General features: G+C 71.1%; 24 protein-coding genes. 4 read left to right on the top strand and 20 right to left on the bottom strand.

Translation table 11 applies throughout. The features are described 5' to 3' along the window. Nucleotides 1-53: 53 nt before the first annotated feature. From OHQ87_RS06475 to OHQ87_RS06465, 3 genes are all read right to left on the bottom strand, one after another. Entirely contained in the window at nucleotides 54-698 is a 645-nt protein-coding gene (locus tag OHQ87_RS06475; RefSeq protein WP_328345857.1) for a dTDP-4-dehydrorhamnose 3,5-epimerase family protein, read from the bottom strand. Between the two features lie 82 nt (nucleotides 699-780). Continuing rightward, a complete protein-coding gene (locus tag OHQ87_RS06470; RefSeq protein WP_328345855.1) occupies nucleotides 781-2,007 on the bottom strand; it encodes a phthiocerol/phthiodiolone dimycocerosyl transferase family protein in 1,227 nt (408 codons plus the stop codon). Between the two features lie 143 nt (nucleotides 2,008-2,150). Further along, the gene (locus OHQ87_RS06465) at nucleotides 2,151-3,314 is read right to left on the bottom strand and encodes a nucleotide disphospho-sugar-binding domain-containing protein (protein WP_328345853.1); all 1,164 of its coding nucleotides are present in this window, start codon (nucleotides 3,312-3,314) and stop codon (nucleotides 2,151-2,153) included. 344 nt (nucleotides 3,315-3,658) lie between these two features. Here OHQ87_RS06465 and rfbH point away from each other — a divergent pair, with 344 nt between their 5' ends. Further along, nucleotides 3,659-4,966 carry a lipopolysaccharide biosynthesis protein RfbH gene (gene rfbH, locus OHQ87_RS06460; RefSeq protein ID WP_328345851.1) on the top strand — a complete coding sequence of 436 codons (1,308 nt, stop codon included), beginning with the start codon at nucleotides 3,659-3,661 and terminating at the stop codon, nucleotides 4,964-4,966. 123 nt (nucleotides 4,967-5,089) lie between these two features. Here the strand turns inward: rfbH and OHQ87_RS06455 are convergent, their stop codons facing one another. Further along, nucleotides 5,090-5,284, bottom strand: a complete 195-nt coding sequence (locus tag OHQ87_RS06455) for a ferredoxin (protein ID WP_328345849.1) — start codon at nucleotides 5,282-5,284, stop codon at nucleotides 5,090-5,092. After that, nucleotides 5,281-6,477 carry a cytochrome P450 gene (locus OHQ87_RS06450; RefSeq protein WP_328348765.1) on the bottom strand — a complete coding sequence of 399 codons (1,197 nt, stop codon included), beginning with the start codon at nucleotides 6,475-6,477 and terminating at the stop codon, nucleotides 5,281-5,283. The genes OHQ87_RS06455 and OHQ87_RS06450 overlap by 4 nt, the downstream gene beginning before the upstream one ends. Nucleotides 6,478-6,797: 320 nt before the next feature. Between OHQ87_RS06450 and OHQ87_RS06445 the strand changes: the two genes are divergently transcribed. Then, a complete protein-coding gene (locus OHQ87_RS06445; RefSeq protein WP_328345847.1) occupies nucleotides 6,798-8,063 on the top strand; it encodes a cytochrome P450 family protein in 1,266 nt (421 codons plus the stop codon). Between the two features lie 177 nt (nucleotides 8,064-8,240). Next, nucleotides 8,241-8,570 (top strand): non-heme iron oxygenase ferredoxin subunit, encoded by a 330-nt coding sequence (locus OHQ87_RS06440; RefSeq protein WP_328345845.1) that lies wholly within the window; start codon nucleotides 8,241-8,243, stop codon nucleotides 8,568-8,570. Between the two features lie 235 nt (nucleotides 8,571-8,805). Here OHQ87_RS06440 and OHQ87_RS06435 read toward each other — a convergent pair whose 3' ends face one another. From OHQ87_RS06435 to OHQ87_RS06410, 6 genes are all read right to left on the bottom strand, one after another. Beyond that, the gene (locus tag OHQ87_RS06435) at nucleotides 8,806-10,071 is read right to left on the bottom strand and encodes a cytochrome P450 family protein (protein WP_328345843.1); all 1,266 of its coding nucleotides are present in this window, start codon (nucleotides 10,069-10,071) and stop codon (nucleotides 8,806-8,808) included. A 444-nt stretch (nucleotides 10,072-10,515) separates the two neighbouring features. Continuing rightward, nucleotides 10,516-12,483 carry a multicopper oxidase family protein gene (locus tag OHQ87_RS06430; protein WP_328345841.1) on the bottom strand — a complete coding sequence of 656 codons (1,968 nt, stop codon included), beginning with the start codon at nucleotides 12,481-12,483 and terminating at the stop codon, nucleotides 10,516-10,518. Nucleotides 12,484-12,532: 49 nt separating this feature from the next. Beyond that, nucleotides 12,533-13,738 carry a cytochrome P450 gene (locus OHQ87_RS06425; protein WP_328345839.1) on the bottom strand — a complete coding sequence of 402 codons (1,206 nt, stop codon included), beginning with the start codon at nucleotides 13,736-13,738 and terminating at the stop codon, nucleotides 12,533-12,535. Nucleotides 13,739-13,832: 94 nt separating this feature from the next. After that, the gene (locus OHQ87_RS06420; protein ID WP_328345837.1) at nucleotides 13,833-14,753 is read right to left on the bottom strand and encodes an NAD(P)H-binding protein; all 921 of its coding nucleotides are present in this window, start codon (nucleotides 14,751-14,753) and stop codon (nucleotides 13,833-13,835) included. Nucleotides 14,754-14,995: 242 nt separating this feature from the next. Beyond that, nucleotides 14,996-15,496 carry a nuclear transport factor 2 family protein gene (locus OHQ87_RS06415; protein WP_328345835.1) on the bottom strand — a complete coding sequence of 167 codons (501 nt, stop codon included), beginning with the start codon at nucleotides 15,494-15,496 and terminating at the stop codon, nucleotides 14,996-14,998. 500 nt (nucleotides 15,497-15,996) lie between these two features. Next, entirely contained in the window at nucleotides 15,997-17,469 is a 1,473-nt protein-coding gene (locus OHQ87_RS06410) for an MDR family MFS transporter (protein WP_328345832.1), read from the bottom strand. Nucleotides 17,470-17,563: 94 nt separating this feature from the next. Between OHQ87_RS06410 and OHQ87_RS06405 the strand changes: the two genes are divergently transcribed. Then, nucleotides 17,564-18,160 carry a TetR/AcrR family transcriptional regulator gene (locus tag OHQ87_RS06405; protein WP_328345830.1) on the top strand — a complete coding sequence of 199 codons (597 nt, stop codon included), beginning with the start codon at nucleotides 17,564-17,566 and terminating at the stop codon, nucleotides 18,158-18,160. 30 nt (nucleotides 18,161-18,190) lie between these two features. Here OHQ87_RS06405 and OHQ87_RS06400 read toward each other — a convergent pair whose 3' ends face one another. The 9 genes from OHQ87_RS06400 to OHQ87_RS06360 all read right to left on the bottom strand — a co-directional run bounded on the left by OHQ87_RS06400 (nucleotide 18,191) and on the right by OHQ87_RS06360 (nucleotide 26,376). After that, nucleotides 18,191-19,174 (bottom strand): ROK family protein, encoded by a 984-nt coding sequence (locus OHQ87_RS06400; RefSeq protein WP_328345829.1) that lies wholly within the window; start codon nucleotides 19,172-19,174, stop codon nucleotides 18,191-18,193. Nucleotides 19,175-19,176: 2 nt separating this feature from the next. Further along, entirely contained in the window at nucleotides 19,177-19,875 is a 699-nt protein-coding gene (locus OHQ87_RS06395; protein WP_328345827.1) for an HAD-IA family hydrolase, read from the bottom strand. 10 nt (nucleotides 19,876-19,885) lie between these two features. Further along, the gene (locus OHQ87_RS06390) at nucleotides 19,886-20,962 is read right to left on the bottom strand and encodes a Gfo/Idh/MocA family protein (RefSeq protein ID WP_328345825.1); all 1,077 of its coding nucleotides are present in this window, start codon (nucleotides 20,960-20,962) and stop codon (nucleotides 19,886-19,888) included. Beyond that, the gene (gene rifK, locus OHQ87_RS06385) at nucleotides 20,959-22,125 is read right to left on the bottom strand and encodes a 3-amino-5-hydroxybenzoate synthase (protein WP_328345823.1); all 1,167 of its coding nucleotides are present in this window, start codon (nucleotides 22,123-22,125) and stop codon (nucleotides 20,959-20,961) included. Before rifK ends, OHQ87_RS06390 begins: the two co-directional genes overlap by 4 nt. A 72-nt stretch (nucleotides 22,126-22,197) precedes the next feature. Further along, nucleotides 22,198-23,052, bottom strand: coding sequence for a shikimate dehydrogenase family protein (locus OHQ87_RS06380; protein WP_328345821.1), 855 nt, complete (start codon nucleotides 23,050-23,052; stop codon nucleotides 22,198-22,200). A 14-nt stretch (nucleotides 23,053-23,066) separates the two neighbouring features. Continuing rightward, entirely contained in the window at nucleotides 23,067-24,338 is a 1,272-nt protein-coding gene (locus tag OHQ87_RS06375) for a 3-deoxy-7-phosphoheptulonate synthase class II (RefSeq protein WP_328345819.1), read from the bottom strand. Then, nucleotides 24,335-25,396, bottom strand: coding sequence for a 3-dehydroquinate synthase family protein (locus OHQ87_RS06370; RefSeq protein ID WP_328345817.1), 1,062 nt, complete (start codon nucleotides 25,394-25,396; stop codon nucleotides 24,335-24,337). Before OHQ87_RS06370 ends, OHQ87_RS06375 begins: the two co-directional genes overlap by 4 nt. Further along, entirely contained in the window at nucleotides 25,393-25,611 is a 219-nt protein-coding gene (locus tag OHQ87_RS06365) for a hypothetical protein (RefSeq protein ID WP_328345815.1), read from the bottom strand. Before OHQ87_RS06365 ends, OHQ87_RS06370 begins: the two co-directional genes overlap by 4 nt. Nucleotides 25,612-25,644: 33 nt before the next feature. Continuing rightward, nucleotides 25,645-26,376, bottom strand: coding sequence for an arylamine N-acetyltransferase (locus tag OHQ87_RS06360; RefSeq protein WP_328348764.1), 732 nt, complete (start codon nucleotides 26,374-26,376; stop codon nucleotides 25,645-25,647). Nucleotides 26,377-26,384: the final 8 nt, after the last annotated feature.

Raw genomic sequence — 26,384 nt, 5'->3', positions numbered from 1 at the left:
ACTCGCGCGGCGGGGCGTGGCGGGTGGCCTTCCGGCCACCCGCCATCCTCCTGTCAGCCGGCGGTCCACGACCCGACCGGCACCTCGGGGGTGACGGACTGGTGTGCGCGGGTCGCCCGGAGCGCCAGGCAGGCGTCGTAGCCCGGCAACAGGCCCCGTTCGACAGCCTCGCGCAGCGAGGGCGCCGCGGCGTCCCGGTCGGACAGGACCGGCGCACCGGGGAGCCTGAGGGGTAGGCCGATCTCGGGGTCCAGCGGGTGCACCGTGATGACGTCCTGCGGCCGGTAGAGCTCGGAGAGGTGGTACTGGACGCAGGTGTCGTCGTCCAGCGCGACGAAGGCGTGCCCGAGCCCCTCCTCCACATAGATCGAGGAGGCCCCCCGCCCGTCCAGGACGATCATGTCCCACTTCGCGAAGGTCGGTGAGCCCGTCCTCAGGTCGACCACGAAGTCGAGCATCGAGCCCCGGACGCAGGTGACGAACTTGGCCAGGCCCGGCGGGACGGCCGCCCCGTGTACGCCCCGCAGCACGTTCCGGTGCGAGACCGAGTAGTTGGTCTGGACGAGCTTCGGTGGGTACCCGAGCACCTCGGCCAGCACGTCTTCCCGGTATGCCTCGAAGAACACCCCACGGTCGTCGGTGAACGACCGGGACGAGATGAGGAACGCGCCGTCGATGTCCAGCGGCCGTACCGTCATGCTGCGATTGGTCAGGCCCGGTGGCGTCATGGGTGACCGCCAGCTCCGCAGGCACGGTGGGCGCCGGTGACCGCTGCGGCCCTCATCGCGGCAACTTCAGCCGGCTGAGCTGCTCCCGCAGGTGGTCGAGGCGCTTCGGCAGGTCCGCGTCCCCCTCCGGCCACAACATGTCGATGCCGATCCGTCCGTCGAAGGTGTTCACGACGTACCCGCCCAGGGTCGAGAACTCCCTGATGCTGGACACGGCGTGGAAGTTCGTCAGCCGCAGCTCGTCCGGCGTCCGCATCGGCGGCACCAGGCCCCAGTTCATCATGCCGACCGCGACGGGTCCGGCGCCCGGGTCCCACGGTTTCGCCTCCGGCGCGGACCGGCTGAACAGGTCCAGCAGGCTGCGCTGGATCGACCCGTCGGCCAGGCCCGCCCGCAGCCGTTCACCGATCGCCCGGGCGAGCGTCACCGCGTCGGGCCCGATGTCGTCGGTGGCGACGAACCCGGAACCGCCCAACACGTTAGTGCCCTCGGTCGCACCGACCTGCGGGGTCAGGTGCCCGCGCAGGTTGACCGTGAACCGGTACACCAGCTCGGTCAGCGGCAGGTCGCGAAGGTCCGCCTCGACCAGGAGCAGGACGCCCGCCAGCAACCCGTTGATCGTCACGTGTTCCCGGTGGCCGAGCTCCGCCAGCGCGGTGGTCTGCGCCGCCGTCAGGCGGTGTTGGACGCCGTTGCGGGCGAAGGCGCTCCGGTCCGGGTCGGTCGACGGCGCGGCCATCGCCATCGGCCCGGGGGCGGGTCCGCGGTCGGGCACCGTCGGGCGGATGCCGCGCTCGGCGAGCAGCTCCTCCAGCGACCGTGGGTACGGGTGGCGGGGCAGCTCGACGGGCACGCCACCGACCACATCGGTGTAGCAGGACCAGATCTCGGCGAGCAGCGCGACGGAGTGGTTGGCGTCGGCGATGCTGTGATGGGTCAGCAGGCACACGGTCGCCACGTCGCCGTCGCGGACGACGTTGAGTGCGCTCAGCGTCCGGCGCTGGTCCAGCGTCACCCCGGCCAACGGACGGTCGAGGTCCCCGCCACCGGTGCGGAGCTCCGGCCGGGTGTCGGACTCGACGAAGACCGGTCCGTCGTCGCCGTCGTCCAGCCGCGCCCCGAGCTGGGGATAGGCCTGACACACGGCCGCGTACGCGGTGGTGAGCGCCGCCAGGTCCAGCCGGCCCTCGGCGCGCACGGTGTATCCGATGTACGCCTCCCTGGCGGCATGGATCTGTTCGGTGGGTGCCAGGGTGCGCCACGTTCCCGCTCGTGTCACGAATCGGCCTCCAGTCAGCGTGCAGGGTCGGGTGACCTGCGCCTTCAAGCCTGATCAGGCTCCTCCACACGGCTGCCCGGGGCCATCACCAACGTGGGTGGTCGGGCGGCCCCACGGCTCGGCGGCGGAGCGGACCGGACGGCTCAGTCGGTGCCTCCGGGGGGTGCCTCGTGGACCAGCGACTCGACCACGGGAACCACCTCGGCCGGGGACGGCAGGGCGGCGATCTCGCGGGCGAGCGCGCGGGCGGCGGCGGCGTAGCCCGGGTTGGCGACGATCTCCTGGCAGGTCTTCGCGATGACGTCGCTGGTGGCCTCCTCCGGCGAGAGCATCAGCCCCGCACCGGCTTCCACGATGCGGCGGGCCATCTCGTTGGCCCGGAACAGGTTGGGGTCGGGAATCAGCACCTGGGGCACCCCGAAACTCAGCGCCGTCATCATGGTGCTGCCGCCGGACTGGTGCACGAGGACGTCGCAGGTGGGGGCGAGGACGTCCAGCGGAACCCAGCCGGCCCGGACGTTCGTCAGCCGCTCCTGCAGGACGGGGAGGGCGTCGTCCGCCACCGGCACCACGACCTCCGCGTCCAGGGTGCCGACGTTCTCGACGATGGCCTGGAGGAAGTCGTACTGGTGGTAGGTCGCCACGCCCGTGCCGATGGTCACGCCGATCCGGGTGTCCGTGCCCCGGGTGTACATCCACGGCTCCAGGCAGCGCTGCGTGTTGCCCGGAATCCAGCGCATCAGCTGTGCGTCGGCGGCGTCCGGCGGACGCAGGCTCGGCGGGGTGATGTCGATCATCAGATCCGGCTCGGGCAGTACGTCCAGGCCCAGCTCGGCCAGCTCGGGCTGGAGCTCTTCGGTCGCGCCGAGGTCGAGCAGCCGCGGGTCGTGGATGTCCCACGCGTGGCGTACGTAGGGCACCCCGAGGCGCTTCGCCAGCAGCGGTGCGGCGTAGGAGGCCATCCCGCCGATGACGACGTCCGGACGCCAGTCGCTGGTGAACGCCAGCAGGGCGTCGAGGGTCACCGCCTCCAGTCGCGCGTACCAGTGACCCGACTGCTGCTCCCGCTCGATCGGGTCCTCCGGGACACGCAGCAGCCGGCTGTCCCGGGCGATGATCTCGCGGGGGGACACCGCGGGGTCGGTGACCCGTACGGCGGAGAGCCCGACCCCGGCGATGGTCGAGACCAGATCGTCGAGCGAGGCGGTCACCATGACCTGATGTCCCGCGTTACGCAGGGCCGTCCCGAGCGGGACGTGGCTGAATATCGTGGACGGGGCGATCCCGGCGAGAATTAGGACCCGCAAGTTTGTCCTCCCAGCGGTCATGGATCCGGCTGCGGCGCCGGGCCCGGAAAAGGCGTCATCTGCCCACCGGCCGGCTCCACCGGAACCAGCTTGCCGATGCCGCAGGCCAGGGTCATCACCAAAGTGGATAGTATCAATCGACTTTCCAGAATGGGTCTACCACGTTGGGGGATGCCGGCTCGTTCCGGCACTTCTAGTCTCTTCCGGAGAGATTCCGAAAGGTACGGCCGTTCTGCCGTGCGCCGGATCTGCCGTGCGCCGGAATCGGGTGGACGCCTGGCCGCCGCTCCGGCTCCAGCGCAAGGTTCAGCGAACATCCCGCACTCGACCGTAGGGGATACGACATGGTCGACTCAGCCCGATCGCACCTGCTGGAACTGGTCCGTGGCTATCACGAGGCCCAGGTCCCCGGACCCACACCGTTCATTCCCGGGCAGACTCCGATCCTGTCCTCCGGTGCGGTGCTGGACGCCGACGACCGGGAGGCCCTGGTGGCCGCCGCGCTCGACCTGCGGATCGCCTCCGGCCAGATCACGGCGAAGTTCGAGTCGTCCCTCGCCAGGACGCTCAAGCGGCGCAAGGCGGTGCTGACGAACTCCGGCTCGTCGGCGAACCTGCTCGCGCTGAGCACCCTGACCTCACCGGAGCTGGGCGACGAACGGCTCAGGCCGGGCGACGAGGTGATCACGGTCGCCGCCGGCTTCCCGACCACGGTGAACCCGATCCTGCAGAACGGCCTCGTGCCGGTGTTCGTCGACATCGAACTCGGCACCTACAACACCACCGCCGAGCTGGTCGAGCAGGCGATCTCCCCGCGCACCCGCGCGATCATGATCGCGCACACGCTGGGCAACCCGTTCCCGGTCGCCGAGATCGCCGAACTGGCCGCCCGGCACGGGTGCCACCTGATCGAGGACAACTGCGACGCGGTGGGCTCGACCTATCAGGGCAGACTCACCGGCACCTTCGGCGTCTTCTCCACCATCTCCTTCTACCCGGCGCACCACCTGACCATGGGTGAGGGCGGCATGCTGCTGTCCTCGGACATCAGGCTGGCCAAGCTGGCGAAGTCGTTCCGCGACTGGGGCCGGGACTGCTGGTGCGAGCCGGGCGAGGACGACCGCTGCCTGAAGCGGTTCGACCTCCAACTCGGCACGCTCCCGGAGGGCTACGACCACAAGTACGTCTTCTCCGAGGTCGGCTACAACCTCAAGAGCACCGACATCCAGGCCGCGCTCGGGCTGAGCCAACTGGCCAAGCTGCCCGACTTCATCGAGGCCCGCAAGCGCAACTGGCGTCAGCTCCGGGAGGGGCTGGACGGCCTGCCCGGCCTGCTGCTGCCCGAGCCGACGCCGGGCAGCGACCCGAGCTGGTTCGGCTTCATCATCACGGTGCTGCCGGACGCGGGCTTCGACGTCCCGGACATCGTCGGCCACCTGGAGAGCCACAAGATCCGTACCCGGCGGTTGTTCGCGGGCAACCTCACCCGGCACCCGGCCTACATCGGCCGGCCACAGCGCATCGTCGGCTCACTGGCCAACAGCGACACGGTGACCGAGCGTACCTTCTGGATCGGCGTCTACCCGGGCATCACCACCGAGATGATCGAGTACGTCATCGGCACGCTCAAGGAGTTCGTCGCCACGCACTGACCGGACGACCCCACCCGGCGCACCGCCCGCTGTCGCGGACGGTGCGCCGACCCGTACCCGCGCTGCGCCGGGTGGGGAACGGGGCCCGGTGCCGGGTGGGGTACGGCCGGGCGGCCGTCGGCCTCAGCGATCGGCCCGCAACGCCCCGGACGGGCAGGCCGCGATCACCTTGAGCACGGCGTCCTCCTGGTCGGGGTCCGGGTCGGGCCGCAGGAGCACCACCGTGCCGTCCTCGTCGTTCTGGTCGAAGATCCGGGGCAGCCGCAGCACACACAGTCCCGCACCGACGCAGACGCCCCGGTCGGCACGGACCCTCATCGGGCGTCCCAGACGATCGGCAGGGCGTGCACCCCGTAGGTGATCATGTCGTTGCGCAGCGGCACCTCCGCCGGCGGTACGGCGAGGCGGACACCGGGCAGCCGACGCAGCAGTTCGGTGTAGCCGACAGTCATCTCGATCCGGGCCAGCTGCTGGCCGAGGCACTGGTGCACACCGTGGCCGAACGCCAGGTGCGAGGTGCGCTCACGGGTCACGTCCAGCACCTCCGGCTGCGGCCAGTGCCGCCCGTCCCGGTTCGCGGCCAGCAGGGAGACCACCACCGTCGCCCCCGCCGGGATGTGCTCCCCGCCCAGCTCAAGGTCCTCCTTGGCGAACCGGAAGAGCCCCGTGCTGACGATAGTCAGGAAGCGCAGCAGCTCCTCGACGGCGTCGCCGACCCGGGACGGGTCGGCGCGCAGCGCGGCGAGCTGCTCGGGCCGTTGCAACAGTACGAACGTGCCCAGCCCGAGCATGCTCGCGGTGGTGTCGAGACCCGCGAAGAGCAGGAGGTTGGCGATGCCGACCAGCTCGTCGTCGGTAAGCGCCGGATCGGCGCCCGGGTGGTGGGCCAGCCCGGAGATCATGTCGTCGGTGGGATTCGCCCGTTTGTCCGCCACCAGCCGCTGCATGAACGCGCGCTGCGCTTCGGTGTTCTCGATCGCCTCCTTGACCGGCACGTTCGTCTGCAGCAGGTCCGCCGCGCGCTGCTGGAACTCCGCCCGGTCCTCGTAGCCCACCCCGAGCAGCTCGCAGATCACCAGCGAGGGCACCGGAACCGCGAACTCCGGCACGAGATCGGCGCTGGTTCCCGCAGCCAGCATCGCGTCCAGCCGCTCGGTGACGATCTGTTCGATCCGCGCGGCGAGGTCCCGCATCCTGCGCACCGTGAACAGGCCGGCAAGCAACTTGCGGTAACGGGTGTGCTCCGGCGGATCCATGTTGATGAACGATCCGGCCCGCGCCTTGCCGCTGCGCAACTGCTCCCCCACCTCCGGGGAGAGGTTCTTGAACCGGGGGTGGTAGCGGAACCGGTCGGCCGAGAAACGCGGGTCGGACAGCACCGCGCGGGCCTCCTCGTACCCGGACACCATCCAGCACGGTTCCCCGCCGGGCAATGTCGACCTGCCCACCGGGGACTGCCCGGCCAGCGCCGCCAGACCGGGTGGCAGCGCGAACGGATCATCGCGCTGCAGGAACTCCCGGGAAAGCGGCGCTTGAAGCGATTCGTCGGCGGGTGGAGATTTCATCGTCTCGGTCGTCACCGCAGGGTCCTCCCAATTGCTCCAACAGACAGCGAACCAGCTCCCGCCGACCCATACTCCGCTGTCGAAGCCTAGGACAGTCCACACCGGCCGAACATCCCTCACGCTGATAGCGCCGCCGGCACCGACACCTATCAGGTTGAGGGATGCTCAGCCCGCCGGCCGCTCCCTATCGTTGCCGAAAAGGCGCCGTAACGCGCCCGCCCCACGCCAACGGATCGCACGCTATTCGACACGAAAGGGAGGGGCTCATGACCACTGCCGAGACGACGGCCGAGACGGTCGACCTGTTCTCACCAGAAGTGGTCGCCGACCCGTTCGGCTGGTACGCGCGGCTGCGCGAGGAGACCGGCCCGACCACCGGGACGCTGAACATCGGCACCATGATGGGCGGGCCCGAGATGTGGCTCGTCACCCGCTACGAGGACGTCCGCCAGGTCCTCACCGACCCGCGGTTCGTCACCAACCCGCCGGCCGACTCGACCATCGCGGACATCCGCGACGGCGTGTTCAAGCGACTGGACTTCCCACCGGATCTCATCCCGTGGATGGCCAACCTCCTCAACGTCTCCGACGGCGAGGACCACACCCGGCTCCGCAAGCTGGTCTCGTACGCGCTGACCGCACACCGGATCGGCAAGCTGCGCCCCCGAGTCGAGAAGATCACCGCGGACCTGCTGGACAAGCTGGCCGAGGACAGCAGGGACGGCTCACCGGTCGACCTGGTGGAGGAGTACTGCTACCCGCTGCCGGTCACCGTGATCTGCGAGCTGGTCGGCATCGACGAACCCGACCGGCCGCACTGGCGGGCCTGGGGCGACTCGATGGCCACGATGAACGGTGAACGCATCCCGACCACGCTGCTCAAGTGCATCGACCTCGCCCGGGAGCTGATCGAGAAGCGGCGGGCCGAGCCCCAGGACGACCTGGTCACCGCCCTCGTGCAGGCGCAGGCCGAGGACCCGAGCCGGGTCTCCGACGACGAGATCATCGGCATCCTGTTCAGCCTGGTGACCGCCGGCCACCAGACCACCACGTACCTGATCGGCAACTCGGTCATCATCCTGCTCGAGAACCCCGACCAGCTCGCGCGGTTGAAGGAGAACCCGTCGATGTGGCCGCAGGCGGTGCGCGAGCTGCAGCGCCTGGGCCCGATCCAGTTCGCGCAGCCGCGGTTCCCCGTGGAGGACATCGAGCTGGGTGGCGTGACGATCCCGCGGGGTGCGCCGGTGGCGCCGCTGCTGCTGGCGGCGAACACCGATCCGCGCAAGTTCCCCGACCCCAACAAGCTGGTCATCGACCGGCTGGCCGTCGGCAGCGAGAGTCACCTCGGGTTCGGCAAGGGCATCCACCGCTGCCTCGGTCAGCACCTGGCCTACCAGGAGGCGGAGGTGGCGTTGCAGGGGCTGTTCACCCGGTTCCCGGACCTCTCCCTCGCCGTGCCGCGCGAGGAGATCCCGTGGATCCTGCGGCCCGGGTTCACCCGGACCAGGACCCTCCCGCTGAAACTCGCCTGAGCACCCCGGCACCCTGTCGGTGCCCCGGGCGGGCCGGCTGATCATCCACGCCCGAAAGTGCAGGTCTGGGCGGTCCGGATACAGGACCGCCCAGACCTGCACGGCGTCGTACGCTGACCTCCATCGAGCCCGTCCGGGCAGACCAGCACGTTCCCGTCGAGAGGGAGAACCGCCCGTATGCGCACGCCGCAAGGGATCCGACTGTGTGCCCTGTCCGACCTGGAAGACAAGGCACCTCTTGCCGTCCAGGTCGGTGACGTCCCCGTCGTGGTGGTCCGCATCGGGGACGAGGTGCACGCGCTGCGGAACCAGTGCACGCACGCCCGGATGTCGCTGTCGGAGGGCGAGGTCACCAGCAAGGGGATCGAGTGCTGGATGCACGGCGCCTGCTTCGACCTGCGCACCGGCGTGCCGACCTCGCCACCCGCCGTCGACCCGGTGGACGTCTATCTGGTACGCGTCGAGGGCGGAGACGTGTTCGTCGACCCCCACACCACGGTGAACTGACCACCCGGGCAGGACTCCCCCGACGGCAAGCAGCGCGCCGGCTTCGGCGCGCTGCTGTCGTACCCCGTCACCGGTGCCCGGTCGCCGTCGAGCGGCGAGGTGCCCACTGACGGCGACCGGACGATCACCGGTCGCCGTGGTCGGCGGGCGACCGTCCGCGCCCTACCTGGTCGCGGCTGCTGTCTCAGGTCCGCCGACCCCGAGCCAGCAGCCACGACCAGGCACACCGGGCCCGTTAGCCGAGCCGCGACCCGGCGCCGTGCAGGCGGATGGGCAGCCGCCGCAGCCGCCACGAGCCAGGCATGTTCTGCCGTTCCAGCTCCTCCGCGGGGACGGCCAGCTCCAGGTGCGGGAAACGGCTCAGCAGCCCGCCGAACGCCACCTCGAACTCCTGCTTGGCCAGGTGCGCGCCCAGGCAGTAGTGCAGACCGGCACCGAAGCCCACGTGCAGCTCGCGTTGGCCGTCGGGCTGCCGGCGGAGGTCCAGTCGATCGGGGTCGGGGAAGTAACGCGGGTCGTAGTTGGCCGCGACGAGCATGCACATCAGCCGGTCGCCCTGCCTGATCGTGACACCGCCGACCTCGACGTCCTCCACCGCGTGCCGGAACTGGGTCCCGTGCAGCGGACCGCACCACCGCATCAGCTCCTGGACCGCCGCCGGCATCAACGCGGGTTCGGCGCGCAGCGTGTGCAACTGGTCGGGATGGGTGAGCAGCGCCAGGGTGCCGTTTCCGATCATGTGCGCCGTGTTCTCGGTGCCGGCCAGCACCAGAGTCAGCACCATCGTGATCAGCTCGTCCCCGGTGAGCCGGTCCCCCTCCTCGTCGTGCGCCTCGATCAGCCCGGACAACAGATCGCCGGTCGGCACGGCCCGGCGCTGCTCGACCAGTTCGGTGATGTGGTCCACCATGCCACGCATCGGCTCGTTCTGCGCCCCCGGCTCCAGCGAGAACGCGGCCCGGCCCCACTGCCGCCACCTGGGCCAGTCGGCCTCGGGGATGCCGATCAGCTCGCAGATCACGTTGATCGGCAGCAGGTAGGCGAAGTTCTCGATCAGATCGACGACGCCCACCCCGTCGGCGTCGTCCTCGGCCGCCCGCCGGGCGAGCTGGTCCAGCAGTCTCGCGGCGATCTCCTCCACCCGGGGACGCAGGGCGGCGACGCGGCGTGCGGTGAAGGTGCGCGACACCAGCCGCCGCAGCCGGACGTGGTCCTCTCCGTCGGCGTCCAGCAGGCTGCTCGTGAAGATCTTGATGTACTTCTCTTCGAGTCCGAGCGCCTTGGCCAGCTCTTCGTGCAGGTCGTCGACGTTCGCGCCGGGAACGCTTGCCGGGTTGTTGGCGAAGCGCTGGTCAGCCAGCACCATCTTGACGTCGTCGTACCGGGTGATCAGCCACAGCGGTGTGGGCGAGGTGGGGTAGACGGCCCGGACGATCCGGTCCTGCTCGCGTAGCCGCGAGTATCCCCGGAACGGGTCGCGGAGCAGGTCCGCGTCCCTCATGTCCAGTGCGGAGGTCCCATTGCTGGTGGCCACGGGACAGGTCCCGCTGATGGTGTCCATGTCTGCCTCCCAGGGTGTCACGTAGTGGGCACGCGGTCGACCGGATTCGCCGGCCGACCGGCCTTACGGACGGCGGGGGCGTACCCCCGCCGCTGGCGCGTGGGCGAACAGGCGCGACCGGGACGGCCTGACGTCGGGCGCGCTGTGGCGATGTGCTGTTCGGCAGGTACGGCACCGGGTGGCGGGTCCGGCCCGTGACAGCCGAGGGTGGCCGCCGGCCCCCTCGGTCGCCTTGGGCAACAATCGGACAGAACGAAGCGGCGCCCACCGTCACCGACGTCGACGAGAGCCGAGGCTCCCGCCGGGACCGGGCCGACGCTGACGGCGTCGGCCCCGGTCCGGTGGTCGTCGTCGAGCGGAGGGCCCGCGCCGCACCGTCGGCGGTCAACGCCCACCTGGACCTCCCCCGCCCCCCGGGTGGTGCTCCGAACTGCCGGAGTGGTGGGTCGAGCCGCCCGGATGCATGTGGAACCGGGCCACCTCGGCCGGGTGGACGACGAAGGGCCGCATCATGCCCTCGTCCTCGTGGTCGAGGATGTGACAGTGGTACATGAACTGGCCGGTGGCACCCTCGAAGCGGCCGGCGACCCGGATCCACTCCCCCGCCCACAGGTTGAAGGTGTCCTTCCAACCCTCCTCGTGCTTCTCGATCGGCGGGCCCTCACCGGGAGCGGGAAACGGCCTGCTGGTGCCGCCGACCGCGAGGTCGAAGGCCGTCAGGTCGGCGAACTTCCACCGGGTCAGCAGCTGGAACCGGGCCAGGTGGATGTGCATCGGATGCGGGGCCCCACCGAGCTGGATCAGATTCCACACCACCCACCGGCCCCGGTCGATGAAGACCGTCGTCGTCTCGTCGAACAGCCGCGCGACCTTGCGGAAGGTGCGCACCCGCCCGGCGGCCGGGTCGGTGAGCTGGATGATCCCCTCCTGCGGGAACCGGGTGGGCAGTTCGGCCGGGTCGGTGATCTCCTGCAACTCCCACATCTCCGGGTGCGGTCGACCTGCCACCCCCGGCAGGGTCGTCGCCACGAACACCTCGTCGTGATCCTCCGGAACGGTGCTGCCCTCTCGCAGCCGGACGTACGAGCCGGACAGCCGGGCCGGCGGCGTGAAGAAGTCGGCGCGGCTCCGGCTCTCGACACGGAACTGCATGATGTCCGGGTCGACCGAGGCACCGGTGTTGACCAGGCGCAGGCGCTGCCCCTTGAACCGGCTGAAGTCGATGAGCAGGTCGACGCGCTCGGCCGGGGTGAGGGTCAGCCCGCCCGCCGGCACCGCCGCCGGGGCGGGCAGCAGGCCGGCGTCCGTGCCTACGATGCGGACCGCGTCGTTGTGAACGACGCCCGCCTCGTCGACCAGGTCGAGCCGGAAGAACCGGCCGTTCGCCGCGTTGAGCACCCGGAAGCGGTACCAGCGCGCGTCGACGTCCAGGTGCGGCCAGATGACGCCGTTGACGACGGTGAACGGGCCGGTGACGGGGGCCGACGTACCGGTCGCGGGCTGGTACTGGAACTTGAACAGCAACCGGCCGGTGAGCGCCCCGGTCGCCGGGTCGGTGTCGAGGTTGCGGTCGGCGATGACCAACGGGATCTCGTGGTCACCGCCGGGCAGTCGCAGCCGGTCCTCCTCCTCGTCGCGGATCAGGTAGAGGCCGACGAGCCCGGCGTGGACGTTGAACCGCGTCACGGCCATCGCGTGGTCGTGGTACCACAGTGCGGTGGCCGCCTGCCGGTTCGGGTACTCGGTGAGCTGCACGTCCCCCGGCGACATGCCGTTGTGCGCCCAGCCGTCGTTGCCGCCGTTGGTCGTCGCGCCGTGCAGGTGGACGACGTTCCAGGGCGGCAGGCCCGCGACCCCGTCGATGAGTTCCACCCCGGTGGGCAGGCTGCCGTCCGCGCTGCGGTAGCCGGGCATGTTCGCCGGCGTCGGCACCGCGTACGGCGCCCGCACCGCCACCAGCGGCACCGTTCCCTGTAGTTCGTTGACCCAGGCGACCCGCAGTCGCCTGTCCCGGCGCACCTCGATGGTGGGGCCGGGAAACTGTCCCTCGTAGGTCCACAGGGTGGTCTCGGGCAGTTGGGAGTGCAACCGGCGCCGCGCGTTGGTCATCGTGATCGTGAGCTCGTCTCGGTGACGCCCCGACGACGGTCGGACCGTCGGCGGAATCCGCAGTGGGTCGAGGAACTTGGTGAGACCGAACTGTGGTGCCACGAGTGGCGCCCGGGCTCCGCTGCCCGTCGCCGCCGACGCCCCCGGGGCACCCGGGCCGAGCGTCTGCACCCCCGCGACGACGCCCGCGGTACCGAGCACGGTGGAGGCCAGGAAGGCACGACGCTGAACGGGGGAATCCATTGGTTCTACTCCTGCGTGGGGATGGCGGCGTACCGACACCTGCGGGGTGCTACCAGGTGACCGGTAGCGTGGTCAGCACCTCGAAGCCCGCGGTCGGGTTGAACGGAACCTCCTCCGCCGGGACGGCCAGACGCAGGCCGGGCAGGCGTCGGAGCAGGGTGGCGAGGGCGATCTCCATCGTGATGCGGGCCAGGCTCTGGCCGAGGCACTGGTGGGTGCCGAACCCGAACGTGACGTGGTCCCGGGCGGTGCTGCGGCGCAGACCCAGCGAGTTCGGCTCCTCGTGGACCTCCGCGTCGCGGTTGATCAGGGAGGTGATGAAGAAGACGCCGTCGCCCGCGCGGATGGTGGCTCCCTCGACCTCGATGTCGTCAGTGGCCAGCCGGGTCACACCGTCCGGAATGGACACGAAGCGTAGCAGCTCGTCGACCGCGGTGGGCATCAGCGCCGGGTCGGCCCGCAGCTCGGCCAACTGGTCGGGGTGTTGGAGCAGGGTGAACAGGCCGAGCGAGATCATGGTCCCGGTGGTGCCGTGGCCGCCCGCCACCTGGAGGACCAGCGTCGAGACCAACTCCTCGTGGTCCGCGTCGTCCGTGGCACCGCGCTTCGTGAGGAGGTCGTCGAGCACCCCCTCCCCCGGGTTACGTCGCTTCTCCGCGATCAGGTCACCCATGTAGGCCATCAGCACGTCGTACGCCTGGTTGGCGTTCGGGCCGGCGGCGAGCTGGTGCGACATCCGCGCGAAGGACGCGTGGTCGTCGTCCGGGATGCCCATCAGGCGGTACAGCACCGTGGCCGGCACGGGGGCCGCGAAGGCCGGGATCAGATCGGCGGGAGCGCCGTTGTCGACCATGTGGTCCAGCCGCTGGTCGACGATCTCCTGGATCATCGGACGCAGGGTGTTGATCCGCCTGATCGTGAAGCTGGGGATCAGCATCTTGCGCCGGGCCTGGTGCACCGGGCCGTCGACGCCCACCAACGCGGTGACGATCTTCATGACCTTCTGCTGTGCGTCGCCGACGGCGGCGGCGATGCTCGGGAACATCATGGGCCAGGCGGGGTTGGTGCGGTCACTGGAGATGCGGGGGTCGGCCAGGAGCCGGCGGGTCAGCTCACGACCGGTGACCGCCCAGACCCGCCGCCCGTCATAGAGCGCAACCTGGGCGAGTGGCCGCTGGTCGACAAGCGACGGGTAGTCGGGTGCCGGCTGGTAGGGACAGGTACGGTCCTGCGGGAACACCACGGTGTCAGTCATACGCGAACCTTCCGAGCAGCCAGTGCGGTGACGTGGGGGTTACCGGTGCGGTGCGGAGATTCGTGGCGACCGCCAGACACCACGATCCGGACGGCTAGCTCATGAAGTCCGCCCGGTGGTCCACCGCCCAGTCGGCGAAGGTCCGCGCCGGCTTGCCGAGGACCTGCTCGACCGTCCGGTCGATCTCGGCGGGCCCGTCGAGGGCCTCCAGGTAGTAGCGGATCCTGGTCTCGATGATCCCCGGCGGGTCCGTCGGACCGATCACCCCCTCCCGGATCAGCTCCCGAAGGCGGGGCCCGAACCGCTCCCGCAGTTCGGCGCGGGCTTCGTCGCCCGTGACGTCCTCGATCGTCAACTCTCGGCCGATCGCCTTACCGATGAGGGCGATCTGCTCGGCCTGGGTGATGCTGTCACCGCCGCTGAGGTGGTACCTCGCCCCGGCGTGGCCCTCCTCCAGCAGGGCGCGGGTGCTCACCTCGGCGATGTCCCGCTCGTGGATGGAGGACAGGTAGGAGTGCGCGTAGTGCAGCCGCACCGGCCGGCCCTGCCTGATAGCGGGCGCCCAGAGCAGGGAGTTCACGGCGAAGGCGCCCGGTCGGACGAAGGTCCACGACAGACCTGACCGTTCGATCGCCTCCTCCACCTCCCGGTGCCACCTGGCGATCCAGTGGTCCGGGTCGCGACCGGCGACGGCCAGCGAGGACAGCAGTACGGCGTGCCTGACCCCGGCGGCCTTCGCGGCCGCCATCACCCCGTCGATGCTGGCCGGCTGGTTGTACAGAAATACCTTCTCGACGCCCTGGAACGCCTGCGTGAACGTCGCCGGGTCGGTCAGATCGGCCCGGCGGACGTCGACCTCCGCCGGCAGGTCGAGCGACTCCGGCTTGCGGGAGGTCGCCCGCACGTCCGCGCCCGCCCGCACCAACAGGTCGACGACGTGACGGCCGACGTTGCCGGTCGCACCGGTCACCAGGATCGCCATCATTCCCCCCCGCCAGCCTGTTGTCGGCCCCATCGGTCATCCGTACGAGCATTCGTAGGCTAGGGCAGGCGAGGGCGGCTGGGCATACCTCGCCTTGATAGCAGTGGAAGCCGGAAGGTGGCCGCCGACCAGGGTGGCGAGCCACCGCCGGACGCGTGTGATTCGACACGGCGTCCGCATGCCGCCCGTCCCGGTCGGACGGAGGGCGGTCCGCCGGTTCGGGACGGTGGACGACACCGCCCCTCCCCGGCTCGCCGGCTACCCCTTACCCGGGATCAACGCGGGGCGGGGGCGGGAACGGACTTGTCGATCGCCCACAGGACGTCGCCCTCGATGCGCGACAGGCGCCACCCGTCCGAGGAGCGCGTCGCCTCGAAGCGCATCCGCGAGTTGAGGGTGAGGGTCGGCTCCGGCGCGATCTTCCCCTTCGGCGTGACGCTGCTACCGAAGAGCTGCACCACGTCCGCCCGGACCTTGGCCTTGTCGCCGTCCAGGTCGACGAGGACGTTGCTGACCAGCTCCTGGACCCGGTCCTCGGTCTTGAACCCCTCGGACGCGCCGGCGATGACCTTGTCCCGTCCTTCGGTGAGACCCCCACCGGGATTGCTGACCACCACCCCTTCGGAGAGCACCTTGTTCAGATCGTCGAACTTCCCCTCCGTCGTGTCGGCGTAGAAGCGGTAGACGAGCTGGGTGATGTCTCCTCGGTCGTCACGGTATTCGACCTTGTCGGTGCCGCAGCCCGCGGTGGGGAGGGCGACGAGAAGAGCCGCCAACAGGCCGACGGTGCGGACGGACCCGCGCCGTGACCGAACGATTCCCCCTGGACTATCCATGTTCTGTTCTCTCCAACCCTGTCGCAGTCTTCGTCAGTACGCGGGCAGGCGCCGACATTCTCCACCTGGGATGAACAGGAACAGCACCGCCGCGACCCGCAACACCGGTGATCACCTGAAGCGACCTCCGCCGCAGAAGTGGATTACCGAATGTCGATGTGCGTCGACCCCGCCATCCACAGGATTGCCTTACGATCACCGGCGATCCGTGCGAGCCATCGTAGGGTAGGGCAGGCCAGCACCGCTGACCATACCTTGTGGAGACATTTGCGAACTGAGTTGGGAATCAGACACCCACCGTCCGATCCGTGGCCTCCGAGCACTGTCCACCTTGTTCTGATGACGAAATGGCTCGACCTTCGGGTCACCCTGCGGACATGCACCAGTCGGCCCCTGGGGCACGTCGGAGATACCCCTCGGATAAGCAGCTGCGCTGCGGTTCAGGCGCGGGCGGCGACCTCGGATTGGGGTTTCTCGGAATCGGGAAGAGGCTTGGGACGGCCGGGGAGCAGGAGGCAGAGCGGCACGGCGAGGACGGTGAAGCCGACCGACCACCAGAAGGTCGTGCCGAAGGCCCGGGTGACGGCGTCCGGTGCCCGCGAGCCGGAACCGGCGTGCTGGAGGATCATGGCCAGGACGGCAGTGCCGAACGAGCCGCCGATCTGCTGGGTGACCAGGACGATGATGCTGGCGTTGGGGATGTCGCGGTGGTCCAGGCCCAGGTAGGCGGCGCTGGCCAGGGGGATGGTGGCGGTGCCCAGCCCCAGACCGCGCACGACCAGGACGGCCATCAGCAGCGGGTACGGCGCGTCGGGGGCGACGGCGAAGGGCACGGTGGCCAGGCCCACGATGCCGAAGCCGGCGAACGCGATCCAGCGGGGCCCTACCCGGTCGGTCCACCGACCGGCTAGCGGCCGTGACAACAGCGAACCGATGCCCTGCGGGATGAGCAGCAGCCCCGCGCCGAGCGCGTCCTCACCTCGGGCCTGCTGCCAGTAGAGCGGCAGCAGCAGCATCGCGCCGTACAGGGTCACCCCGACCAGGAAGAGCAGGCCCGCCGACGCGGCGAGCGACCGGTGACTCAGCAGCCGGATGTTCACCAGCGCCCCGGCTCCCCGGCGCAGCGCCCAGCCGATGAAACCGGCGACCAGGACGAGGCCGGCCAGGAGCGGGACCAGGACCCTGGGGCTGTCGAGGCCGGAGGTGACCGGGATCTGGGACAGGCCGTAGATGAGGGCGGCGGCACCCGGCGACAACAGGAGCAGGCCGACGGTGTCGAGCCGGCCCCGCTCGCCGACGGGCCGGTCGTCGGGCAGGTTCCTGAACGCGAGCCAGCCACCGACGCTGCAGAACAGGATGTTGACCAGGAAGAGCAGCCGCCAGTTCCCGGTGGCCAGCAGGAGGCCGCCCAGGACCGGGCCGAGGATCGGGCCGAGCGCGACGGGCAGGCTGATGGTCGCCATCACCCTGCCGATGTTGCGACCCCGGACGGCCTGCATGATCAGCGTGCTCATGAGCGGCATCATGACGCCGGCGGCGACGCCCTGGACGATCCGGAAGACGATGAGGCTGGGGGCGTCCCACGCCGACGCGCAGAGCACCGATCCGAGCAGGAAGAACCCGAGCGAACCGAGCCACAACCGCTTGCCGCCGACCGCGGTCTGGGTCCAGCCGACGATGGGGATGGTGACGAACATGGCCAGCAGGTAGCCCGTGCTCACCCACTGGATGGTGCTCAGCGGGGCATCCAGGTCACGGGCCAGGTCGTTGATGGCGACGCTGACGATCGTGGTGTCGAAGACCGCCGCCAGGGCACCGACGATGATCGTGAGCGCCAGCCGCCGCACCACCGGGTCGATGCGATCGGAATCGGTCGGCGTTGCGGCGGGTGCGGGCTTGCCGGATGCAGACATGGACACATCCTAAGATACATCGTTGTTTCTTATCGAGAGGCGACTCTAGATCGGGCGCACCGGGCCCGCAAGTATGCTGCGCAGGTGAGTCGAGGTGGGTGAGCCGGGCAGCCGGCGACGGGGCGCCGCACTGGAGCAGGCCCTGCTGGACGCGTCCTGGCAGGAGCTGGAGGAGGCCGGTTACGCGCGCTTCACCATGGACGCCGTCGCCGCGCGCGCCGGGACCAGCCGTCCCGTGCTGTACCGACGCTGGGGCGACCGGCTCGAGCTGCTGCGTGCGACGATCGTCCACGTCCTCGAGCGCAACCGTGTCCCGGCACCCGAGGACACCGGCTCGCTCCGCGGCGACCTGCTAGCCCTGATGCAGGAGATCAGCCGCACCCGCACCGAGTTCGTCACCGTGATGAGCGTCCACCTCGCCGGGTACTTCGAGGAGACCGGCACCGGTCCGGCCGACCTTCGCGACGTGATCCGGTACGGCCGCCCACACGCCCTCGACATCGTCTACGGCCGCGCCGCGGCGCGCGGTGAGATCGATCTCACCCGACTCTCCGCACGGGTCCGGGAGCTGCCCTTCGCCCTGCTGCGGCTCGAACTCCTCACCACCCTCCAACCCGTCTCCGACGCGACCCTCGAGGACATCGTCGACACCATCGTGCTGCCGCTGCTCCGACCCGCCGGGGTGGGCTGACGCCTGTGGTCGGACCGGTCGGCCCGGTGGTCATCCCGCGCTGTCGGCAGGGGCGGCGGTCGGGACAGGTACGCCGGCCGGCGGTGACGTCGACCCTCGCGCGGGCCCGGCCGGGGGCGGTGCGACGAGGCGGGCGAGCGACACCGCGCCGTGCAACGACGACAGACCGCCCAGCCGGGCCGGCGCCACCGGCAACGGGTCGTGTCCGGGGCGTGCCAGTTCGGCCAACCAGGCGGCCATCCGGTCGACGATCTCGGGGACGCCGGCCGAGAAGCCCCCACCGATCAGCACACGCTGCGGGTGGAGCAGCTCCTGCACGCTGGTCACGGCGGCGGCCAGGGCGCGGCACGTCCGGTCGACGGCGGTGACGGCCCAGGGCTGTCCGGCGCGCACCGCCGGCCCCAGTTCGTCGAAGGTGACCTCCGCTCCCCGCAGTCGCGCCGCGCGGCGCAGGGTGGCCGGTCCGGAGGCGACCGCCTGGAGACACCCGCGCCGGCCGCAGACGCAGCTCGCCCCGCCCGACTCGACGATGACGTGCCCGATCTCGAACGAGCCACGGCCGGGTCCGGGACAGGGGACGCCACCCAGGACCAGACCGCCACCGACGCCGGTGCCCACCCCGACGTAGAGCAGATCGTCACAGCCAGAGGCCCGCGCCTCGGCGAGCGCGCCGAGATCGCCGTCGTCCGCCCAGGCGACGCTCGCCCCGGGGAACAGCGCCCGCAGGGCCGCGTCCAGGTCCAGGTCGACCCACTCCGGCCGGCTGGGCCACGAGGTGACCCGGCCCCCCGGGCCGACCGTCGCCGGCATCGCGACCCCCACCGAGCGCGGTGGGGCACCGATGCCGGCCCGCAGCTTCGTCAGTTCCCCGGCGAGTTGGGCGAGATCCCGGGTCACGCTGTGCCGGGGCGTCCAGCCGAAGGTGGACTCCCGGACGAGCCCGGCGTCGGTCTCGGCCCGCAGTGCGACCTTGGTGCCGCCGACGTCGACGCCGAGGTAGTGGGCCGTCTCCACGGTCAGCCGGCCGGGACGGCCGGACAGCGGGCGAGCAGGTCGGCGGGGCGGTGCAGCACCAGGTCGGGGCCGCCGGCGAGCAACTCGGCGATGTCCTCCGGCGGCGCCCACAGCGCGGCGGCCGAGGCGACCCCGGCGCCCTGGGCGCTGGCCAGGTCGGTCGGCGCGTCCCCGATCATGATGGCCCGCTCGGGGGGCACGTCCAGCAGGTCCAGGGCGCGTCGCACGATGTCGGGGGCCGGTTTGGGGCGGGCCACCTCGTCGGAGCCGATCACGTGGGCGAAGAACGGCAGGAGGCCGAGCCGGTCCAGCAGTGAACGGGCCCGTGGCCCGCTCTTGCCGGTGGCGATGGCCAGCCGTAGGCCGCGGACCCGCAGGGTCAGCAGCAGTTCGAGGATGCCGTCGAAGACCTGCACCTGGTCGGCGAGGCGGTAGCTCTCCCGGACGAACGGCTCCTCCATCGCCAGCGGCAGGTCCATGATCCGCATGATGTCCGGGAAGTAGCGACCCAGATGGCGACGGTACTCCCCGAAGGGCGCCGGGCCGTCGCCGACGACTTCGGCGTACGCGATGGCGAAGGCCTCGCTCATCACCGCGAAGCTGTCGACGACGACCCCGTCGAGGTCGAAGATGACCGCGTGCCGGACCGGTGCCGAGGGGTCGGTCGCGGTCGCCGGCCGGTCGACGATCGGAAATGCCATGGAGACCTCTTCACTGGTACGCGGACACCGTGCGCCGGGCACGCGCCGACCCCGCCGACGCGTAGAAGTTCTCGATCATCTGCACGATCGGCCGGGCCTCGGCGATGGCGCGGCCGCGGCTGGCCGGGTCGGCGAGCATCGCGGCGAGGTCGTCCAGTTGCCGGGTGTACTCGATGCCGATCCGCTCGGTCGGCACCGCGAGCCGGGTCGTGGCGCCCTCCCGGGTCATCGTCAGCACCGGATCGGGCTCCCGGTTGGGGCTGAAGCCGAAGGTGCACCTCAACTCCGCGACCCCGGCCCGGCCCTCGACGCGGATCGACGACACGTCCCGCGCCTCGTGCGATGCCCAACTGGCCCGCAGGGCGACCGAGACGCCGTCGTCGCGTACCAGGAAACCGCGTGCGGTGTCCTCCACGTCGGCGGCGTCGGCGCCGGGCTGGTCCTGTCGCCACGCCGCCCGCCAGGCGTCCACGTTGACGAAGTCGTCCGACGTCACGCCGATCACCTGCGTGAAGGTGGCCGGGCCGAGCAGGAACGCCAGCGTGTCTACCAGGTGCCAGCCGAGGTCGAACAGCGCTCCCCCGCCGGCCTTGCCGCGCTGGGTGAACCAGCCGCCGGCCCGCGGCACGCCGCGGGACCGGGTCCAGCCGAGGTCGACGTGCCGGATGTCACCCAGGTCCCGCAGCGCCCGCCGCAACGCCTCGACATCACCCCGGTACCGGGCGGCGCTGCCGGCGAGCAGCATCCCGCCCCGGCGTTCGGCCATCGCGAGGACGTCGACCTCGGCAGAGGTCAGGCAGACCGGTTTCTCGACGAACACCGAGATCCCGGTGGCGAGCAACGCGCCGGCCACCTCGACGTGCAGGTGGTTGGGCACCGCGACGACGGCCAGGTCGACCTCCTTCGCGGTGAACGCGTCGACAGTGGGATGCACGGCGAGGCCCGGCTCGTCCCGGAACGCCGCCCGCGACGCCGGGTCGGCGTCGACGACCGCGACGACCTCGAAGTCGGCGTGCGCACGCAGCAGCGGCAGCCACAACTCCCGCCCCGCCCAGCCGAGCCCGACCACCGCAACCCGGATGCTCATGCGGTGGCCACGGCGGCGGCGACGATCTCGGCCGTCGCGTGCATCTCCTGCTCTCCGGCGAGCAGCACCCGGTGGTGCAGCCAGACGCAGTCCCGGCTGATGGCATCGGTGTGCGGGCAGCGCTCCGCGATGGCGTCCAGGCTCTCGTCGGGTGCGCCGAACTCCCAGAAGGCCTCCGTGCGGTAGATCGCGCGGAACCCGGCGAACGCCGGTAGACCCGCCGCCACCAGCCGGTCGACCAGGGCGTTGCGGCCGTCCTCGCTGATGCCGGGGACGCGGAACATCGCCATGTAGTGCGAGTTGCGGTCGGCGCGCACGTCGCCGCCCTGCGGCACCACCCCGTCGATCGCCCCGAGCAGCCGCGACAGCAGCGTCCAGCGCTGGTCCCGCAGCGCGATCTGCGCGTCGAGGCGACGCAGCTGTGCCCGCAGCACGGCGGCGGAGAACTCGTTGAGCCGCATGTTGGACCCGGAGATCCGGTGCAGGTAGCGGCGGTCGCCCCGGGGCCGACCACAGCTGTGCCGCAGGAAGGCCAGCTCGTACTTCTCGCTCTCCCCCTCCGGGAACACCACGGCACCGCCCTCGCCGGCGGTCATCAGCTTGCCGTTCTGGAAGCTGAAGGTGGCGATGCTGCCCAGCTCACCGACGCGCCGGCCCTGCCACTGCGCGCCGTGCGCGTGCGCGGCGTCCTGGAGCAGCGGTACGCCGTTCTCGGCGGAGATCTTCGCCAGCGTGTCCATGTCGGCGATCAGACCGGCCATGTGCACCGGCATGATCGCCCTGGTGCGTGGCGTGACGGCGGCGGCGACCGCTCCCGGGTCGATGTTGTAGGTGTCCGGGTCGACGTCGACCGGGACGGTGACCGCGCCGAGCCGCTGGGCCGCCTGGGAGGAGGAGATGAAGGTGAAGGCCGGCACGATGACCTCGGTGCCCGGCCCGACTCCCATGACCTGCAGGGCGAGCTCCAGCGCGTGTGTGCCGTTGGTGACCGCCAGCGCGTGTTCGGCGCCATGGTGGTCGGCGAACTCTCGCTCGAACGAGTCCACTTCGGATCCGCCCATGCGCCACCACTGGCCCTGCTCGAGCGCACGGATCAGGCCGTCCCGCTCGGCGTCGTCGTGCTGAGGCCACGCGGGGAATTCTGGTGCCGGTCGCGCGTCCATGGCTCTCCGATTCTCGTGGTGGATCCCATTGGGAGAAAGCGTGAATGGCCGTGTGACAGGGAAATGGCGATTTCAGCCTCTTGCGTCATGGTATGAGCGCGGTCGGGGGCCAACATCCCTCGGTCTGGTAGTCGTCGACACGTCGCCCCAGCGGAAGAAGGAGCGGTACGAATCGAGCTGCCCGTCGAGCATGTGGAATCCATGATGGACGGTGTGCCCACGCGCCGCGGCGGCCCGCAACAGGCGGGTCTCCCGGGGGTGCATGATGATGTCGGCCACCACGCTGCCCGGTGGTAGGAGGTCCGGTCGCATCGGCAGCGGGTCGTCGGGTTCGAGCCCGAGCGGCGTGGCGTTCACCACCAGGTCGACGCCGTCGAGGTCCGGCCCGGCCGAGGTGACGGTGCGGCCGGGCCAGTGCGGGTCCAGGCGGGAGCGCAGACCGGCCAGTCGGGCGGTGTCCGGGTCACACACGGCCAACCGGTCGACCCCCGCCGACAGCAGCGCCGCCGCGATGGCGCTGCCCGCGCCCCCCGCCCCGACGAGGGCCACCCGACGGCCCGCCGGCTCGTGGCCGGCCGCCACCAGACCGGCCACGAAGCCCAGACCGTCGAAGTTCTCCGCGTACCAGCTGCCGTCGTCGTCCCGGCGCAGCGCGTTGGCGCTCCCGGCGATCCGGACCATCGGGCTGCACCGATCGGCGAGCGCGACGACCGCGGCCTTGTGCGGCACCGTGACGAAGATGCCGTCGACGTTGCCGACACACCGCAACCCGTCCAGGATCCGGGCGAGGTGTTCCGGCCGCGCGTGCACCGGGACCAGCACCGCGTCGACGCCCAGCCGGGCGAGGAGCGGGTTGACCAGCAGGGGTGAGCGCACCTGGACGACCGGATCACCCAGGACCACGTACAGCCGGGTGGTGCCGCTCACGGGTGCGGGTGTGGTCAGCACCGTCCCGCCCGCCCGGCCGAGCCCCGACCGGTCAGCATCGCGGCGACCGCGACGGCGAGTTCGACCGACTGCGCGGCGTTCAGTCGCGGGTCGCAGGCGGTCCGGTAGCGGGTGGGCAGGTCACGCTCGGTGATCCCGCAGCCGCCACCCAGGCACTCCGTCACGTCCTCGCCGGTCACCTCGACGTGGATGCCGCCCGGATGGGTGCCGAGTCCCCGGTGCACCTCGAAGAAGCCGGCCAGCTCGTCGAGCACTCCGTCGAAGTGCCGGGTCTTGAACCCGTTACCCGACAGCCGGGTGTTGCCGTGCATAGGGTCGCACTGCCAGACCACCTGGTGCCCGGAGGCGTTGACCTTCTCCACGATCGGCGGCAGCACGTCCCGGACCAGGGCGTGGCCCATCCGGCTCACCAGCGTCAACCGTCCCGGGACGGCGTCCGGGTCGAGGCGCTCCACGTACTCGACGGCCAGCTCCGGGGTCACCCCGGGACCGATCTTGACGCCGATCGGGTTGGCCAGCAGCTCCGCGAATGCGACGTGCGCCCCGCCGAGCTGACGGGTGCGCTCACCGACCCACAGGAAGTGGGCGAGACCGCTGGTCAGCCGGGCTCGGGGGGTGCAGGCATCCGCCCAGAGCACGGCCCGCTCGTAGTCGAGCAGGAGCATCTCGTGGCTCACGTAGACCCCGCCCGCGCCGACCCGGCGGACCACCTCCATCGCGCCCGCCGCGTGCGCGTGGGCCCGCAACATGCGGTACGGGTCGGGCGTCCTGGCGGCGAGGGTGGGTTCGGCGGAGTTGACGATGTCACCGCGGTACACCGGGAGGCCCGACGCGTCCACGGCATTGGACCGGGGCTTGGCGTACTGGCCTGCCATTCGCGCGATACTGACCACCGGCATCCCGGTGGCCCCGGTCAGCACGTCGGACATCCGGGACAGCACCCGCAGGTTGGCGCGCAGGTGCGACTCGGTGTTGTCGGCGAAGGTCTCGGCGCAGTCGCCGCCCTGGAGCAGGAACGCCTCACCCCGGGCGACCGAGGCGAGCCGATCGGCCAGCCGGGCCGTCTCCACCGGCGTCACGATCGGATCGACCTGCCGCAACCGCGCGACGACGGCCCGGGCCCGGTCCGGGTCCGGCCAGCCCGGCTGTTGCGCCGCGGGACGGGCCAGCGCCTCGTCCAACCGGTGGGCCAGCAGCCGATCCGCCGGGCAGCGGGCGTGCGCAGGTCCGTCGGCGTCGCCCGGCGGGTGCGGGAACCGTCTCATGTCGAGACCGCATCGGCGGTGGCGGCCCCGACCAGCGTGGCCATCGGCACCCGCGGCATCTCGTCGAGGGCCCGCCGGACCGCCGCCACCGGCACGTCGCCGACCAGTTCCGCGCCCGCGGGCCCGTCCAGGACGAAACCGAGTCCGTCGACCGCCTTCTTGTCCCGGCGCATCTGACCGACCAGGAGTTCGGGATCGACCCCGGCGGGCAGTGCGGTGGGCAGGCCGTAGTGCCGGACGACCGTCAGGTGCTCGTCCGCCCTGGCCTGGTCGATCCGACCCAGCACGTGGGCCAGCCGGCCGGCGAAGACCGTGCCGATGGCGACCGCCTCACCGTGCCGGAGCGCGAAGCCGGTCGCCAACTCCAGCGCGTGACCCAGCGTGTGGCCGTAGTTGAGCAGGTGCCGCCGGCCGGCGTCGCGCTCGTCGACCTCCACGATGCCGGCCTTGAGGGCCACGCTGGCGGCGATCTGCGCGGTCAGCGGCAGGCCGCGCAGGTCACCGGCGCCGATGAAGTGGCAGCGGGCGATCTCACCGAACCCGCTGGCCAGCTCCCGGGGCGGCAGGGTGGACAGGTAGTCCGTGTCGCAGAGCACCGCACGGGGCTGCCAGAACGCGCCGACCAGGTTCTTGCCGTCCGGCAGGTTCACCGCCGTCTTCCCGCCGACGCTGGCGTCCACCTGGGCGAGCAGCGTCGTGGGCAGGTGGATCACGTCCACCCCCCGGTGGTAGAGCGCGGCGGCCAGCCCGACGACGTCGGTGGTCGTCCCGCCGCCACAGGAGACGACGACGTCGTTCCTGGTCAACCCGAACCGCACGAACTCGCCGCACAACGCCTCCACGGTGGCGAGGGTCTTGCCGTGCTCGCCGTCGCGGGCCGGCAACAGCAGCGTCTCCACCCCCGGGTCGGGAACCCACCGCGGTGGCCGGGCCGACACCACGACCGCCCGTCTGGCACCCAACCGGCCCACCACCTCGGCGAGGGAGGAACGGACCCCCGCGCCGACGGACACGTCGTAGGAGCGGTCACCGAGCCGCACCGGAACCGTCGCGCTCACGGTGTCTTCTCCACGGTCTCCGGCCCGGGCCACCGCGCCGGGCGGGCGGCCGTCGACCGCGGCGCGGGGCGGACGCCCCTCGGCTGCGGCGCCGGGCGGGCGGCCATCAGCTCCGGCGCGCCGCCGTAGAAGGCCCACACGAAGCGGGAGTACTCCACGAAGCAGGCCCGGACGAAGTCGACGAACCATGCGAACGGATGATCCAGCTTCTCCATCGTCTCCCTTTCTGGTAACGACCGGGTTCGAGCTCAGTCGAGGTGACCGGAGAGGATGCGGGACAGCAGCATCCGGTGCTCGTCGTCGTCGGTGATCGTGCGTACCTGCTCACGACCGTTGCGGACGGTCAGGTAACGGCGCTGCCGCAGGAACACCTGCCCGTCGTCCACGGCGCGGCCACACAGGACCTCCCGGGTGTCGTCCCGGCCCGGATCGGCCAGGATCTCCCGGAAGTTGCTCTCCATCTCCTTCCAGTCGCTCCACTGCCGGGGCTGCATGGTGAAGGTGTAGACAGTGCCCCAGCGGGTGGCGACCCCCCTGCGTTGCAGCGCGATCCCGGGCCCCTGGTCGACCAGCCGGAACCGGCTGCCGTACTGGGCCTGCACCGGGGCGCAGACCCGCAGCGGCTCGACGTACGTCGGTCCCGGGTAGCCGACGTCGACCAGCCAGTCGGCACCGTCCAGGGCGACCCGGGCGAACATGTGCTCGACGTCGCTGCCGAACGCGGCCCGGCCCTCGGTGGTGCTGCCCGCCAGCAGCGTGGCCTGGTAGCCCAGCTCGCAGAGGAGCCGGTAGAACAGGCGGTTCAGGTGGTAGCACGCGCCGCCCCGCCCATCGACGATGCTCCGGGTGAACACCGCGTCGTCGTCGAGGTCGACGACGACCACCCCGTCGTCGAGGTCGTAGGCGAGACTGCTGTACGGAATCGCCATCAGGTGCCTCTTCTGCAGCACCCGCAACGTCTCCAGGTCCACCCCGGTCATTCCCTGGC

Origin of the sequence: Micromonospora sp. NBC_00421, from assembly GCF_036017915.1 — a bacterium.
In the GTDB taxonomy this organism is placed as follows: Bacteria; Actinomycetota; Actinomycetes; order Mycobacteriales; family Micromonosporaceae; genus Micromonospora.
The sequence above is the reverse complement of the archived record's forward strand: the minus strand, read 5'-3'. Positions and strand labels throughout refer to the sequence as shown.

Coding starts and splice junctions, on each gene's coding strand:
- OHQ87_RS06475 (WP_328345857.1), bottom strand. CDS start 698: ATGACGGTACGGCCGCTGGACATCGACGGCGCGTTCCTCATCTCGTCC.
- rfbH (WP_328345851.1), top strand. CDS start 3,659: ATGGTCGACTCAGCCCGATCGCACCTGCTGGAACTGGTCCGTGGCTAT.
- OHQ87_RS06455 (WP_328345849.1), bottom strand. CDS start 5,284: ATGAGGGTCCGTGCCGACCGGGGCGTCTGCGTCGGTGCGGGACTGTGT.
- OHQ87_RS06445 (WP_328345847.1), top strand. CDS start 6,798: ATGACCACTGCCGAGACGACGGCCGAGACGGTCGACCTGTTCTCACCA.
- OHQ87_RS06440 (WP_328345845.1), top strand. CDS start 8,241: ATGCGCACGCCGCAAGGGATCCGACTGTGTGCCCTGTCCGACCTGGAA.
- OHQ87_RS06435 (WP_328345843.1), bottom strand. CDS start 10,071: ATGAGGGACGCGGACCTGCTCCGCGACCCGTTCCGGGGATACTCGCGG.
- OHQ87_RS06430 (WP_328345841.1), bottom strand. CDS start 12,483: ATGGATTCCCCCGTTCAGCGTCGTGCCTTCCTGGCCTCCACCGTGCTC.
- OHQ87_RS06425 (WP_328345839.1), bottom strand. CDS start 13,738: ATGACTGACACCGTGGTGTTCCCGCAGGACCGTACCTGTCCCTACCAG.
- OHQ87_RS06420 (WP_328345837.1), bottom strand. CDS start 14,753: ATGGGGCCGACAACAGGCTGGCGGGGGGGAATGATGGCGATCCTGGTG.
- OHQ87_RS06410 (WP_328345832.1), bottom strand. CDS start 17,469: ATGTCTGCATCCGGCAAGCCCGCACCCGCCGCAACGCCGACCGATTCC.
- OHQ87_RS06395 (WP_328345827.1), bottom strand. CDS start 19,875: ATGGCATTTCCGATCGTCGACCGGCCGGCGACCGCGACCGACCCCTCG.
- OHQ87_RS06390 (WP_328345825.1), bottom strand. CDS start 20,962: ATGAGCATCCGGGTTGCGGTGGTCGGGCTCGGCTGGGCGGGGCGGGAG.
- rifK (WP_328345823.1), bottom strand. CDS start 22,125: ATGGACGCGCGACCGGCACCAGAATTCCCCGCGTGGCCTCAGCACGAC.
- OHQ87_RS06375 (WP_328345819.1), bottom strand. CDS start 24,338: ATGAGACGGTTCCCGCACCCGCCGGGCGACGCCGACGGACCTGCGCAC.
- OHQ87_RS06365 (WP_328345815.1), bottom strand. CDS start 25,611: ATGGAGAAGCTGGATCATCCGTTCGCATGGTTCGTCGACTTCGTCCGG.
- OHQ87_RS06360 (WP_328348764.1), bottom strand. CDS start 26,376: ATGACCGGGGTGGACCTGGAGACGTTGCGGGTGCTGCAGAAGAGGCAC.